This window comes from Halopseudomonas sp., assembly GCF_038130085.1.
In the GTDB taxonomy this organism is placed as follows: domain Bacteria; phylum Pseudomonadota; class Gammaproteobacteria; order Pseudomonadales; family Pseudomonadaceae; genus Halopseudomonas.
Genome location: NZ_JAYPMU010000022.1, coordinates 39,637 through 52,988 on the forward strand (window position 1 = coordinate 39,637; position 13,352 = coordinate 52,988).

12 protein-coding genes are annotated in these 13,352 nt (G+C 58.9%); 3 read left to right on the forward strand and 9 right to left on the reverse strand.

The genetic code is table 11. The features are described from left to right. Positions 1-23: 23 nt before the first annotated feature. The 6 genes from AAFM31_RS14565 to AAFM31_RS14590 all read right to left on the reverse strand — a co-directional run bounded on the left by AAFM31_RS14565 (position 24) and on the right by AAFM31_RS14590 (position 6,304). Entirely contained in the window at positions 24-1,373 is a 1,350-nt protein-coding gene (locus AAFM31_RS14565) for a hypothetical protein (RefSeq protein ID WP_341708652.1), read from the reverse strand. A gap of 195 nt (positions 1,374-1,568) precedes the next feature. Beyond that, positions 1,569-2,348 carry a dienelactone hydrolase family protein gene (locus AAFM31_RS14570; RefSeq protein WP_341708653.1) on the reverse strand — a complete coding sequence of 260 codons (780 nt, stop codon included), beginning with the start codon at positions 2,346-2,348 and terminating at the stop codon, positions 1,569-1,571. A gap of 149 nt (positions 2,349-2,497) precedes the next feature. Then, the gene (locus tag AAFM31_RS14575; protein WP_341708654.1) at positions 2,498-3,925 is read right to left on the reverse strand and encodes an NAD(P)(+) transhydrogenase (Re/Si-specific) subunit beta; all 1,428 of its coding nucleotides are present in this window, start codon (positions 3,923-3,925) and stop codon (positions 2,498-2,500) included. A gap of 7 nt (positions 3,926-3,932) precedes the next feature. Continuing rightward, positions 3,933-4,253, reverse strand: coding sequence for an NAD(P) transhydrogenase subunit alpha (locus AAFM31_RS14580; RefSeq protein ID WP_172409641.1), 321 nt, complete (start codon positions 4,251-4,253; stop codon positions 3,933-3,935). Between the two features lie 10 nt (positions 4,254-4,263). After that, complete coding sequence (locus AAFM31_RS14585) at positions 4,264-5,388, reverse strand: NAD(P) transhydrogenase subunit alpha (RefSeq protein WP_341708655.1); 1,125 nt, start codon at positions 5,386-5,388, stop codon at positions 4,264-4,266. A 73-nt stretch (positions 5,389-5,461) separates the two neighbouring features. Next, positions 5,462-6,304: a metal-dependent hydrolase gene (locus tag AAFM31_RS14590; RefSeq protein ID WP_341708656.1), complete on the reverse strand. Its 843-nt coding sequence runs from the start codon at positions 6,302-6,304 to the stop codon at positions 5,462-5,464. A 198-nt stretch (positions 6,305-6,502) separates the two neighbouring features. On the opposite strand from AAFM31_RS14590, the gene AAFM31_RS14595 reads away from it, so the two are divergent. Further along, the gene (locus AAFM31_RS14595) at positions 6,503-7,915 is read left to right on the forward strand and encodes a sodium:alanine symporter family protein (protein ID WP_341708657.1); all 1,413 of its coding nucleotides are present in this window, start codon (positions 6,503-6,505) and stop codon (positions 7,913-7,915) included. Between the two features lie 37 nt (positions 7,916-7,952). On the opposite strand, the gene AAFM31_RS14600 is transcribed toward AAFM31_RS14595, so the two are convergent. From AAFM31_RS14600 to AAFM31_RS14610, 3 genes are read right to left on the reverse strand one after another with little or no spacing between them, the layout of a single operon-like run. Further along, positions 7,953-8,726 carry an SDR family NAD(P)-dependent oxidoreductase gene (locus tag AAFM31_RS14600; RefSeq protein WP_341708658.1) on the reverse strand — a complete coding sequence of 258 codons (774 nt, stop codon included), beginning with the start codon at positions 8,724-8,726 and terminating at the stop codon, positions 7,953-7,955. Positions 8,727-8,737: 11 nt separating this feature from the next. Continuing rightward, on the reverse strand, positions 8,738-10,123 hold the full coding sequence (gene cysS / locus AAFM31_RS14605; RefSeq protein ID WP_341708659.1) for a cysteine--tRNA ligase: 1,386 nt from the start codon (positions 10,121-10,123) through the stop codon (positions 8,738-8,740). Further along, on the reverse strand, positions 10,123-11,790 hold the full coding sequence (locus tag AAFM31_RS14610) for a glutamine--tRNA ligase/YqeY domain fusion protein (RefSeq protein ID WP_341708660.1): 1,668 nt from the start codon (positions 11,788-11,790) through the stop codon (positions 10,123-10,125). The genes cysS and AAFM31_RS14610 overlap by 1 nt, the downstream gene beginning before the upstream one ends. A gap of 157 nt (positions 11,791-11,947) precedes the next feature. On the opposite strand from AAFM31_RS14610, the gene AAFM31_RS14615 reads away from it, so the two are divergent. Both AAFM31_RS14615 and AAFM31_RS14620 read left to right on the forward strand, forming a co-directional pair. Further along, positions 11,948-12,442, forward strand: coding sequence for a peptidylprolyl isomerase (locus AAFM31_RS14615; protein WP_341708664.1), 495 nt, complete (start codon positions 11,948-11,950; stop codon positions 12,440-12,442). Positions 12,443-12,455: 13 nt separating this feature from the next. Next, positions 12,456-13,181: a UDP-2,3-diacylglucosamine diphosphatase gene (locus AAFM31_RS14620; protein WP_341708661.1), complete on the forward strand. Its 726-nt coding sequence runs from the start codon at positions 12,456-12,458 to the stop codon at positions 13,179-13,181. The last annotated feature ends 171 nt before the right edge of the window (positions 13,182-13,352 follow it).

A 13,352-nucleotide genomic window follows, 5' to 3' on the forward strand; every position in this document is an offset into this window, starting at 1 on the left:
CAACTGTGGCGACTGAGCGGCGCTCAGTCTTCGTGCGGAATCGGGTCCGGGTTACGGTCCCAGCCCACCAGCAGCAGCGTTGTGGCAATACCTACCAGCAAACCGATCCAGGGCTCAAAGAACGCCAGCGCCGCACCGATCAGCACCACAGCGCCGCGCGAGGTGTTGTTTTTCGGAATAGCCATGGCGATATACGCACAGGCGAAACCGGTCAACACCAGGGTCAGCGACAGCGCAATACCCAGCAGCGGCTTGAGGCCCGTCAGCAGCGGCAGCAGGAAGAACAGAATCGGCAGGCCCATCAAGTAGTAGGACGCCAGACCGCTGTGCAGGCTGCCCATGGCCTCCTTGCCCTGCTTCCAACGCTGCATGATGATCACGTGCACGCCGGTCCACAGTGCTCCTTGGGTCGGGAAGAATGGCGCGCTGATACCCATCAAGGCGTTACGGATAGCCAGTGAGATGTGCGAGCGGGTCGGGTTGATGTCGATGTGCTCATCCTGACGGTTCTGCAGCCCCTCACGAATGACCTCGTTACCGGTCACCAGATCGCCGAACAGAATGACGTAGGTGATCAGTGCCAGCGGCATGCCCTGAATGAACATCTCCATGCTTGGCCAGCCAATCGCGAACGGCGAGACCTTGGCCCAGGCATCGCCCAGCGGCGGAATCAGAATGCCCCACTGAATATCGTAGGTCACCTCACCCACCATCGGGCCGATGATGCCAGCCAGTACAAAGCCGGGCAGCAAGCCCAGGGCGCCGAGCAGCGCGAAGAAGCGATACTTCTCCTTGAGTTTGGCCATCGGCAGACTGAAGGCGAACACCAGGCACACCGCGCAGGCGATGGTGGTGGCGACTGGTTGCTGCAGCAGGAAGCGCTCGGCGTCATCCACCAGCACCCGCTTCAGCGCTGCGATAGCGGCGCCGAGGATAATGCCGGCCTTCAGGGTATCCGGCAGCCAGAGCATGAAACGTTTACCAAGCCCGGTAATACCCAGCAAGAACAGCAATAGCGCGAAATCCAGCGACAACGCAGTCATGGCCTGGAAGCGTTCATCCGGGGTTTCGTAGCCACCAAGCACAAAGGCGAGCACCAGCGGCAGTGCGGGCGTAATCCAGCCCGGCGCGTAGGGTTCGCCAAAAACGATGATGGACGAGGTAATCAGAATCGAGTGAATCAGGGAGACGGCGACAGCCTCTTCGAAGCTCAGACCGAAGAAGCCAGTCATCAGCGGGACCAGCGACAGGCCGGTTGCGGCCGCGATCAGCAGGCCCTGAAAGAACTCCGGCCAGCAGAGCTTGGAGTGATAGAACGGCAAGCGGAAGGTAAACGGACCCCAGCGCCAACCAGGTTGTTCAGGTTGCGACATACCCATCTCCAGTATTGTTGATTGTTCTTTTTATTGGGCTCACCGTCCGGGTGGCCTGTCTGCATTATGCCAGCCAGAGCGGCTGCGGGGAGACTAAGGAGTCACCATCACCGTTGTCGATGGCACGAAAGTGCCGCAGCTTATCCGGTAACCCTTCGTTGCAGCGGCGCAAGCGCCTGCCGCTGCGGACACCTGTCAGTCCATAACCTCAGCAAAGAACTGGCGCATCGCCGCGAACGAACGCTTGGCTACAACCGGGTGGTACTCGGCTTTGCCGGGCATTGCTGCGTAAGGATCGCTAAACGAGTGGACAGCACCACCATAGCTGATCAGTTGCCAATCAACACCGGCAGCACGCATTTCCGCGCTGAAATCCGCAACCTGCTCGTCTGGCACGAACGGATCATCTGCGCCATGCAATACGAGAACAGGCATACGAATGGCCTTGGCGTCTTCCGGATTCGGGGTATCCAGGTTGCCGTGGAAGGACACTACGCCCCGGATCTGCGTGCCGGAGCGGGCCAGTTCCAGAACAGTACCACCACCAAAGCAGAAGCCAATCGCAGCGATGTTATTTTCATCCAGCGCGACACTACCCTGCTGGGCGCGCAGCACGTCGAGTGCCGCATTGACCCGCTGACGCATCATCGGCCGATCACTGCGCACGGTGGTTGCTGCCGCGCCGGCCTCATCGGCGTTACTCGGGCGAATATCGCGGCCGTACATGTCGGCCACAAACACCACATACTCCGACCCTGCCACCTTGGCAGCTTTCTCCGCTGCGGCCTCGGTAACCCCCATCCAGTTCGGCACCATCAACACACCCGGACGCGGCGTGGTTACCGCCTCATCAAAGACCAGCAGGCCCTCATAGGGCTGCCCGTCGATCTCATAGGGCACCGTTTGCACAGTGATGTCCGCCTGCGCCATACCGGCCAGTCCGGTCAGCACCAGCGTTGTCAGTGTTTTCTTCATGCCTGTCTCCCTGTCGGTTGCTTGAATGCCCTAGCATAGCCGCCTGAACCTGCGTGCAACCATGCTTGCCCGGCGGTTTGGCAACAAAACAATTCGGCAATAAAAAACCCCTGCTCTTGCGAGCAGGGGTTCTGGTACAGCAGTGCTGATTAACCGAGCGACTTGACCGCTTCGATCATCTGCACCATGACCTTCTGGGCATCGCCGTACACCATCGAGGTGTTGTCGAGGAAGAACAGTTCGTTCTCGACGCCGGAGTAACCCTTGCCCTGACCACGCTTGACCACGTAAGCCTGGCGCGCCTGGTCCACGTTGAGGATCGGCATGCCGTAGATCGGGCTGGACTTGCGAGTACGGGCCGCCGGGTTGACGACGTCGTTGGCGCCCAGAACGATGGCAACATCGGCCTGCGCGAACTCTTCGTTGATATCTTCCAGGTCGTGGATGATGTCGTACGGTACACCCGCTTCAGCCAACAGTACGTTCATGTGGCCCGGCATACGGCCGGCAACCGGGTGGATCGCAAAGCTGACTTCAACGCCCTGCTTCTGCAGCAGTTTGACGAATTCGTACAGCTTGTGCTGCGCCTGAGCAACCGCCAGACCGTAACCCGGAACGATGATCACCTTGCTCGCGTAGAACATGGAGATCGCCGCATCGGACGCATCTGCGGCCTTCATGGTGCCCTGGATTTCGCCGTCGGAGCCGTCGTCTTCACCACCAAAGTCGCTGAAGATGATGTTGCTGACCTGGCGGTTCATCGCCTTGGCCATCATCAGCGTCAGCAGCGTACCGGCAGAGCCTACAACGGTACCGGCAATGATCATCGCCGGGTTCTGCAGTACAAAACCTTCAAAGGCAACAGCCAAACCAGTGAAGGCGTTGTACAGAGAGATCACAACAGGCATGTCTGCGCCACCAATCGGGGTGGTCAGCAGTACACCCAGTGCCAGCGCAACAGCAAAGAACACCAGAATCAGCAGAACCGGCGTTTCTTCAGCACCAACAACGGCCATGACAGTAACAACCGCGCCGATGAACAGCGCACCGCACAGCAGCGCAGCGTTGACATACTGGTGCTTCGGCAGACGCCATGCCTTGTTCATGCGGCCGTCAAGCTTCGCCCAGGCAATCAGCGAGCCAGACAGCGCAACGGCACCAATCAGACCACCCAGAATCGCCAGAACGGTTACTACCGGGCCGTGTGCCAAAGCGTTGCCAGACAGCAGCTCGGTTGCGGCAATAGCCGCAGCGGCGCCGCCGCCCATGCCGTTGTACAGGGCAACCATTTGCGGCATGTCGGTCATGGCGACGCGCTTGCCGCTGATCCAGGCCCAGCCAATACCCAGTGCCAGGGCGATGACCAGCAGGATCACGTTGGTAGTCAGATACGGCTCGGCGCGCGCGCTGACATCAAAGCCGTACAGGAAGGCGGCTGCTACCGCCAACACCATACCGCCACCAGCGACAACAATCCCAGAACGCGCGGTAACCGGGCTGGCCATGCGCTTGAGGCCGTACAGGAACAGAAATGCTGCGACAAAGTAGGCCGCGTCAATCAAAAACGTACTGAACATGGTCTACTTACTCCTTGTCCGCACCAGAGGCTTTGTTGGTCGGCTTGAACATCTCAAGCATGCGCTCGGTGACCACATAGCCACCTGCGGCGTTGCCTGCGCCCAGCAGAACACCAACAAAACCGATCACCTGCTCAAGCGTGGAACCTGCGTTCAGCAGAGCCCACATGGCGCCCACAACCACGATACCGTGGATGAAGTTGGAGCCCGACATCAGCGGCGTGTGCAGAATGGCCGGAACACGGCCGATGATTTCGTAGCCGGTAAACGCGGCCAGCAAAAAGATATACAGGGCAACGAAGCCTGTAATGGTAGTTGTCATTTCCATCAAACCGTCCTCAGGCCAGCTGTTCGACAGCGGCACGCGCTGCCTCATTGCGGATTTCACCGTCGTGGGTCAGTACCGAGCGAGCGAGCACCTCATCTTCCCAGTCCAACGACAGCTCGCCTTCCTTGACCATCAGACCAACCAGAGCCAGCAGGTTGCGGGAGTAAAGTTCAGAGGCATGCTCAGCCAGGTGGCTGGCGATGTTCAGCGGCGCAACGATGGTAGCGGGCCCCACTTCAACGGTATCGCCAGGCTGAGTCAGCGGGGTATTACCACCGCCTTCTGCTGCCAGGTCAATAATGACCGAGCCGCTCTTCATACCCATGATCTGCTCTTCAGTCAGAATCTTGGGGCTCGGCTTGCCGGGGATCGAGGCCGTGGTAATGATCGCATCAGCCTGCTGAACGTGGCGGGTCAGCACATCGTTGACCTGCTTCTGCTCTTCAGCAGTCAGCTCGCGGGCGTAACCGCCCTCACCGACTGCAGATACGCCGGTGTCGACGAACTTGCCGCCAACGGACTGCACCTGCTCGCGTACTTCAGGACGTACGTCGTAGCCTTCAATCATCGCGCCAAGACGCTTGGCAGTCGCCAGCGCCTGCAGACCAGCAACGCCAGCACCCATGACCAGAATCTTGGCCGGGCGCAGGGAACCGACTGCGGTAGTCATCATTGGCAGGATGCGGTGCAGGTGCGTGCCAGCCATCAGCGCGGCGTAGTAACCGGCCAGAGCGGCCTGGGAAGACAGCGCGTCCATTGCCTGAGCACGAGTAATGCGCGGAATCAGCTCCATCGCAAAGCAGGTGATGCGCTTGTCGCGCAGGGCCTTGACGATCTCGGGCTCACGCTGGGCGTAGATGAAGCAGCACAGGATCGAGCCTTCCGGCATTTCCTGAATGTCTTCCAGCGACGGTGCCTGCACGCGGAAGAACAGCCGCGTCTCGGCAGCTGCTGGCGCAACGGCTGCGCCAGCCTGCGTGAAGTCGTTATCGGGAATTCGGGCCGCCAGACCGGCACCGGGTTCAACGCAGGGCTCGATGCCAAGCTTTTGCAATTTGGCAACAACTGCGGGAACCAACGCCACGCGTTTTTCGTGGCGCCGGGTCTCTTTTGCAACATACAAACTGATAGCCATGGTCACTCCTGGAAACAGAACGCGCGAAGCATACAACAACTTGCCCCATAAAGCGCATCAGTTCCGAGACGATTCAGGCCTTTGTTCCAAGGGTATTGATCGCATCAAACTCGTGTTGAATGTCCTGCATCAGCTTGTGGTTGTCGTGCTGCCAAGGGTGGAAGTCGTCACGATAGAAGTCGCGATAGGCACTCCAAAGCCCTGAGAAAAAGCCGTTTCGGCCCCACAGCCAGCGTACACCGCGGTACCAGGTGCCTATATCGGTTAGCCTGCCGTCACGCTTCATCATGTGCCAGACGCCGCGAGTAACGTCACGCAAAAAGAAGAAAGTCGACAACCGCATTGCCTTGCGCAACTGCGCACGGTCGCCGCACACCTGCATGTAGAGGTCGAAGGCAACCGCCTTGTGCTCGGTTTCTTCCAGCGCGTGCCAACGCCAAACCTTGCGCATCGGCTCAATGGCGCCATCAAACCAGCGCATTTCACGCAGCACTGCGTCCGCCATGATTGCAGTGAAATGCTCCATTGCAACGGTGGCCGCCAGTCGGCGCTCAGGGGAAAAGTGCTTGTTGGCGTAGCGAATACGTTGACGCACCGGCTCGGTCAGGGTCTTTACGTCGTATCCCTGCTCCTCAAGGCGCCGGTTGTACTCGATATGTTCCCGACTATGGTGCCCTTCCTGCCCGATAAAGCCCTTGATTAGCTCCTGCTGTCTCGGATCTTCGACGCGATCGCGAAAGTGTCTCACCGAATCGATGAAAAAACGCTCTCCGTCAGGAAACAGCAACGACATGGCATTGAAGAAATGGGTTTTGAAGGGGTCTCCGCCATGCCAGTGCCGCGGCAACGGATTTGGGAGCTCAAACTCGATACGGCGGGGACGAATAGTCAGGTCGTCTGGAGTAACTGTGGTCATGACTCACCTCTGAATGCGCTGCGTTGTTGTTATTTGTTTTGCATGAACATCAATGTGATTTCGGCATATTCGACCCATTTCGGCGAATTGACAATATATATTTTCAACTAACCGCGACTGGCGACAAACGGCTAAACCACTACAGTTACCCGTAACAATCTGTATCGAAGCCTGAACCAATACGCTCGGGGGAATGCCATGAACGCGGTGATAGACGCACTCAACACGGTTTTTTGGGGGTATATCCTGATCTACGGCCTGCTGGCCGTTGGGGTGTTTTTCACTATCCGCCTTGGTGCTTTGCAGTTTCTGCACTTTGGCGAAATGATTCGCTCTCTGCTGGGCTCGCGAGAGAGCGACAAGTCCGGTATCTCGCCGTTTCAAGCGCTGTGTACCAGCCTCGCATCACGCGTTGGCACCGGTAACATTGCCGGGGTGGCAGTGGCGCTCTATCTTGGCGGCGCCGGAGCAATCTTCTGGATGTGGATGGTTGCGCTGGTTGGCATGGCAACAGCCTATGCCGAGAGCACCTTGGCGCAGCTGTACAAGGTACGGGACGAGGAAGGCCAGTTCCGCGGTGGCCCAGCGTTCTATCTCGCCAAGGGCCTGAAGGCACCATGGGCCGGCAGCATTTTCTCGGTCTGCCTGATCATTTCCTTCGGCCTGGTCTTCAACGCTGTGCAAGCCAACTCAATCGCTGATGCAATGGAAGGCGCGTTCGGCTTCAACAAACTGGTCGTTGGCGTCGCTATCGCCGCCGTAGCAGGGCTGGTCATCTTCGGCGGGTTGCGCTCTATTGCGCGCTTCGCCGAGTTCGTGGTGCCGTTCATGGCGGCCGTCTACGTACTGATGGCGCTTGTAGTGGTAGTGCTGCACATCACTGAGGTACCGGGAGTGCTGGCGCTGATCGTCAAAAGCGCCTTTGGCCTCGAAGAAGCCGCTGGCGGTGTTGCCGGATCTGTAACTGCAGCCATGCTCAATGGCATTAAACGCGGCCTGTTCTCCAATGAGGCAGGGATGGGCTCTGCGCCAAACGTCGCGGCCACGGCCACGCCAACCCCGCACCACCCCTCCTCTCAGGGCTTCGTGCAGGCAACCGGGGTGTTTATCGACACGCTGGTGATCTGTACTGCCACCGCCGTGATGATTCTGCTGTCCGGCGTACTGGAGCCCGGCAATGGCGTAACCGGCACACAGTTGACGCAATTGGCGCTGGAAAGCCACATCGGCGGCGCCGGAAGCTACTTCATCGCCTTTGCGATCCTGTTCTTTGCCTTCACATCGATCGTTGCCAACTACTCCTATGCGGAGAACGCCATGATCTTTCTGGGGCTCGGCGGCAAGTTGGGCATGTTGTCACTGCGTTGTGCCGCGCTGGCAATGGTCGTGTGGGGGGCGTATCAGGCGGTGGGTACGGTATTCAATGCCGCAGACGCCTCAATGGGGTTGATGGCAACCATTAACCTGATCGCGATTATGCTGCTGTCCGGAACGGTAGCCAAGTTGACCAAGGACTACCTTGCTCAACGCAAACAGGGACTGGTGCCACACTTCAAGGCCAGCGAGTATCCGGAACTGGAACACAAGATCGACCGGGACATCTGGTCGTAAGCGGGTTGGAGCACTGCTCGAGACGCCTCGAGCAGTGTCAGCCTTTTATTTCCTGCAGCGAATTGCCGCCGTCCACCACCAGCATCTGACCGGTCATGTAACTGCAGCCTTCACTGGCCAGAAACAGCGCCACCCGTGCGACTTCGTCAGGACGCCCAGGACGGCCAATCGGCGTATGTCGACCAGCCTCCAACTCTGCTGGCAGACTCGACGGGGTGTGAATCCAGCCCGGTGCGATGGCGTTGACGGTGATTCCCTGCCCGGCTACTTCGTGAGCAATCGAGCGGGTCAGGCCGACCATTGCCGACTTGGCCGCGCTGTACCCGGAGGTACCCGGGAAGGTCACCAACGGGCCGGTTACTGACGCGATATTGATTACTCGCCCAAAACCGGCAGCCAGCATGTGCTTTAGCACTGGCTGGCTGACGTGCACACAGGTGTTGAGGTTGAGGTCAATTTCACGCTGCCAATGATCAAACGCCATCCGATGGAACAGATCGCCAATCGGCTCTTCAATGCCCGACTGCGACATACCCGCGTTATTGACCAGAATGTCGATTCGGCCAAACTGCGTCACCACCTGATCAACCAGCTCTGCGGCCTGCTCCGGATGAGTCAGATCAGCCACCACCGCCAGACTGCGCAGCCGTTCCGGGTCCAGCTCATTCTGCCGCTGGAAGATACGGTTGGTCGTTGAGGTCAACACAACGGTAGCACCCGCGTCATGAAACATCCGGGCGATGGCGAAGCCGATGCCGTCAGCACTGCCGGCGCCGGTCACCAGGGCCACGCGCCCCCGGAGGTTTGTCATGTCGAGCGGCATCACTCAGCCAACCGCCAGGTGGTCCCACCCTTGCCGTCTTCCAGCACAACGCCCATGGCGGTCAGTTGATCACGAATGCGGTCAGACTCGCCCCAGTTCTTGTCAGCGCGGGCTTGCAGGCGCGCAGCGATCAACGCTTCGACTTCTGCAGCGTCAACCTTGCCAGCGGCACCGGCCTGCAGGAAAGCCTCGGGCTCCAACTGCAGAACGCCCAATACTTCGGCCAGCTGACGCAGACGCGCAGCCAGCGCAGCAGCTGCGCCAACATCAGCGTCCTTCAGACGATTCACCTCACGCACCATTTCGAACAGTACGGCACAGGCTTCTGGTGTGTTGAAGTCGTCATCCATTGCAGCGGCAAAACGCGCGGCAAAAGCGTCACCACCAGCAGGCGCGGCCTCGGGCAGACCTTTGAGTGCGTTGTAGAAACGCTCCAGTGCACCCTTGGCTTCCTTGAGGTTGTCCTCGGAGTAGTTGATGGCGCTGCGGTAATGGCTGGAGACCAGCAAGTAGCGGACTACTTCCGGGTGATACTTTTCCAGCACTTCACGAATAGTGAAGAAGTTACCCAGGCTCTTGGACATCTTCTCGCCATCGACGCGCACGGCACCTGCATGCATCCAGGCAGCAGCGTACAGCTCACCGGTTGCAGCCTCACTCTGGGCGATCTCGTTCTCGTGGTGCGGGAATACCAGATCCGGGCCGCCACCGTGAATATCAAAGGTATTGCCCAGGCAGCAGGTCGACATCACCGAGCACTCGATGTGCCAGCCCGGGCGACCCTCGCCCCAGGGCGAGGTCCAGCTCGGCTCACCCGGCTTGGCGGCCTTCCACAGCACGAAGTCCAGCGGGTCCTGCTTGGCTTCGTCTACTTCAATGCGCGCACCGATCTTCAGGTCTTCGATCTTGCGCCGAGACAGCTTGCCGTAACCCTCAAACTTGCCGACACGGTAGTAAACGTCGCCGTTGCCCGGCGCGTAGGCATAGCCCTTGTCGATCAGCGTCTGAATCATGGCAAACATGCCATCAATGTGCTGGCTGGCGCGCGGCTCCTGATCCGGCCGCAAAACATTCAGACGGGTTTCGTCTTCATGCATGGCCGCGATCATGCGCTCGGTCAGTTGCTGAAAGGTCTCACCGTTCTCGTTAGCACGCTTGATGATCTTGTCGTCGATATCAGTGATGTTGCGCACGTAAGTCAGGTCATAGCCGCTATGACGGAACCAGCGCGAAACCACGTCAAACGCAACCATCACGCGCGCATGGCCGATATGGCAGAAGTCATACACGGTCATGCCGCAGACATACATGCGCACCTGATTACCGACCAGTGGCTTGAAGGTTTCCTTGGTCTTGGTCAGGGTATTGTAGAGTGCCAGCGCCATCAGCCCCCCCAGGAGTCACGCAGGGTGACGGTGCGGTTGAAGACCATCGCATCGGGTCGGGAATCACGCGAATCCACGCAGAAATAGCCCTCACGCTCGAACTGGAAGCGGTCGTCCAGCGTCGCCTCAGCCAGCGACGGCTCGGCGCGGCAACCAGTCAGCACCTGCAGGGAGTCCGGGTTGATATTGTCGAGGAAAGTCGTGCCCTCTTCGCCCTTGTCCGGGTTCGCCGCATTGAACAGGCGATCGTACAGGCGTACTTCGCATTCAATGCTGCTGTTTGCCGGTACCCAATGGATCACGCCCTTGACCTTGCGGCCTTCCGGGTTCTTGCCGAGGGTATCCGGATCGTAGCTGCACAGCAGTTCGACGATATTGCCGTCAGCATCGGTAACCGCTTCATCGGCGCGGATAACGTAACTGCCACGCAGACGGACTTCACCGCCCGGCACCAGACGCTTGTAGCCCTTCGGCGGATCAACCATGTAGTCCTCACGGTCGATGTAGATCTCACGTTCGAACGGCAATACCCGCTCGCCGATGTCCTGTTTCGGATGACGCGGCAAGCGCAGCTCTTCGGTCTGACCTTCCGGGTAGTTGGTAATGGTCACTTTCAGCGGCTTGAGTACGCACATGGCGCGCGGTGCGTGGGCATCCAGATCGTCTCGAATACAGAACTCGAGTACGCCCATGTCAACCACACCGTCAGAACGGGTCACACCGATGCGCTCGCAAAACTCGCGGATGGCGGCCGGGGTGTAGCCACGACGACGGAATGCGCTGAGGGTAGACATGCGTGGGTCATCCCAACCATCGACATGCTTCTCGTCAACCAGCTGCTTGAGTTTACGCTTGCTGGTCACGGTGTAGTTCAGGTTCAGGCGCGCGAATTCGTACTGACGCGGGTGCGCAGGCACCGGCAGATTGTCGAGGAACCACTCGTACAGCGGACGGTGATCTTCGAACTCCAGGGTACAGATCGAGTGGGTAATACCCTCGATGGCGTCGGACTGACCGTGAGTAAAGTCGTAGCTTGGATACACGCACCACTTGTCACCCGTCTGGTGGTGGTGTGCGTGGCGGATACGATAGAGGATCGGGTCACGCAAGTTCATGTTCGGCGCCGCCATGTCGATCTTGGCGCGCAGCACCTTGGCGCCGTCGGCGAACTCGCCTGCGGTCATGCGCTCGAACTGCTCCAGGTTTTCTTCGACGCTGCGCTCACGGAATGGGCTGTTCTTACCCGGTTCGGTCAGGTTGCCGCGGTACTCGCGCGCTTGCTCCGGGGTCAGCTCACAGACGTAGGCTTTGCCAGCCTTGATCAGCTCGATGGCCCAGGCATGCAGCTGATCGAAATAATCAGACGCATAGCGTACGTCGCCGCCCCACTCAAAGCCCAACCACTCAACGTCGGCCTTGATCGCATCGATATATTCCTGCTCTTCCTTGGCCGGGTTAGTGTCGTCAAAACGCAGATTGCAGACGCCACCGAACTCCTTGGCCAGACCGAAGTTCAGACAGATCGACTTGGCGTGACCAATGTGCAGATAACCGTTGGGCTCTGGCGGAAAGCGGGTAACGATGTTGCTGTGCTTGCCGCTGTCCAGATCAGCCTGAACGATCTGGCGCAGAAAGTGGCTTGGGGGCGTGGCGTCGGGTTTGTTCATAAGGTCGGCAAAACTCGCTCAGGTGATGCGCTTGGCATCAGGGATTGCTAGGCCGTCATGGCCAAAACCCGTATCATACCCGAAACTCGCAGGTGCCTGAATGCAGCAATGCAGACAGCATCACACCCACTCTGTTCGACTGCCCGAGGAATACCCGATGGTCAAACTGCACACCAACTATGGCGTTATCACCCTTGAACTGTTTGCCGACAAGGCGCCGGTGACCGTCGAGAACTTCAAGCAATACGTTCGCGATGGCCATTACGACGGCACCATCTTCCACCGCGTAATCGGCAACTTCATGATCCAGGGCGGCGGTTTCGCACCTGGCATGCAGCAGAAAGACACCCGTGACCCGATCAAGAACGAAGCCGATAACGGCGTTGCCAACAAGATTGGCACCATTGCCATGGCTCGCACCCCGGATCCGCACTCCGCCAGCGCCCAGTTCTTCATCAACGTTGCCGACAACGACTTCCTGAACTTCTCCGCACCGACCATGCAGGGCTGGGGCTACGCCGTATTCGGCAAGGTCGCCGACGGCATGGATGTGGTCGAAAAGATCAAGGCTGTGCGCACCACTTCCCGTGCCGGCCATCAGGACGTGCCGGCCGAAGACGTGATCATCGAGCGCGCCGAACTGGTCGACTGAGATCATTCCGTCGATGCGCTATCTGTTCATCTCGGATCTGCATCTGGAAGCAAAACGCCCGGATATCACCCGGGCGTTTTTGCGTCTGCTGGAAACCCGCGCACCGCAATTTGATGCGCTGTACATCCTCGGCGATTTTTTTGAAGTCTGGCTGGGTGACGACACCATCGACGACCTGGGACGAGAGGTCGCTAATGCCCTCTCCCGCCTCGCAGAACATGGCACTCAGGTCTACCTGATGCACGGCAACAGAGACTTTCTGCTCGGTCGCCGCTTTTGCAAGGCCGCGCGCTGCACACTACTCAAAGACCCGAGCATCGTTGATCTGAATGGCGAACCCGTTTTGCTGATGCACGGCGATAGTCTGTGCACCGACGATATCGGCTATATGCGCATGCGTCGCTGGCTACGCAACCCGGCCAGCCGCTTTGTGCTCCGCAACCTGCCACAGAAAACCCGCTACAAGCTGGGCCGCAAGTTACGTGACGAAAGCCAAGCGCGCACCCAAATGAAGTCCGCCGACATTACCGACGTCAACCTCGGCGCAGTTGCGCAGGTCATGCGTGATAAAGGGGTAAAAACCCTTATTCACGGCCACACACACCGCCCGGCAATCCACGATTTAGTGATCGACCGCCAACCCGCGCAGCGTATCGTGCTGGGCGACTGGGATAAGGCCGGCTGGGCGCTGGAAGTGGACGAAAACGGCAAGCGACTGGAGTCGTTTCCGCTGTCGTAGGGGCATAGCGTGCTGTGACTCTTCTACGCAAACATGCTGAAGGCAATAAAAAACCCCGGCTCTTTCGAGTCCGGGGTTTTTCACATCAGGCTGAAGCTTACAGCTTGCCTTCCAGTTCCGGTACCGCCTCGAACAGGTCGGCAACCAGGCCGTAATCGGCAACCTGGAAGA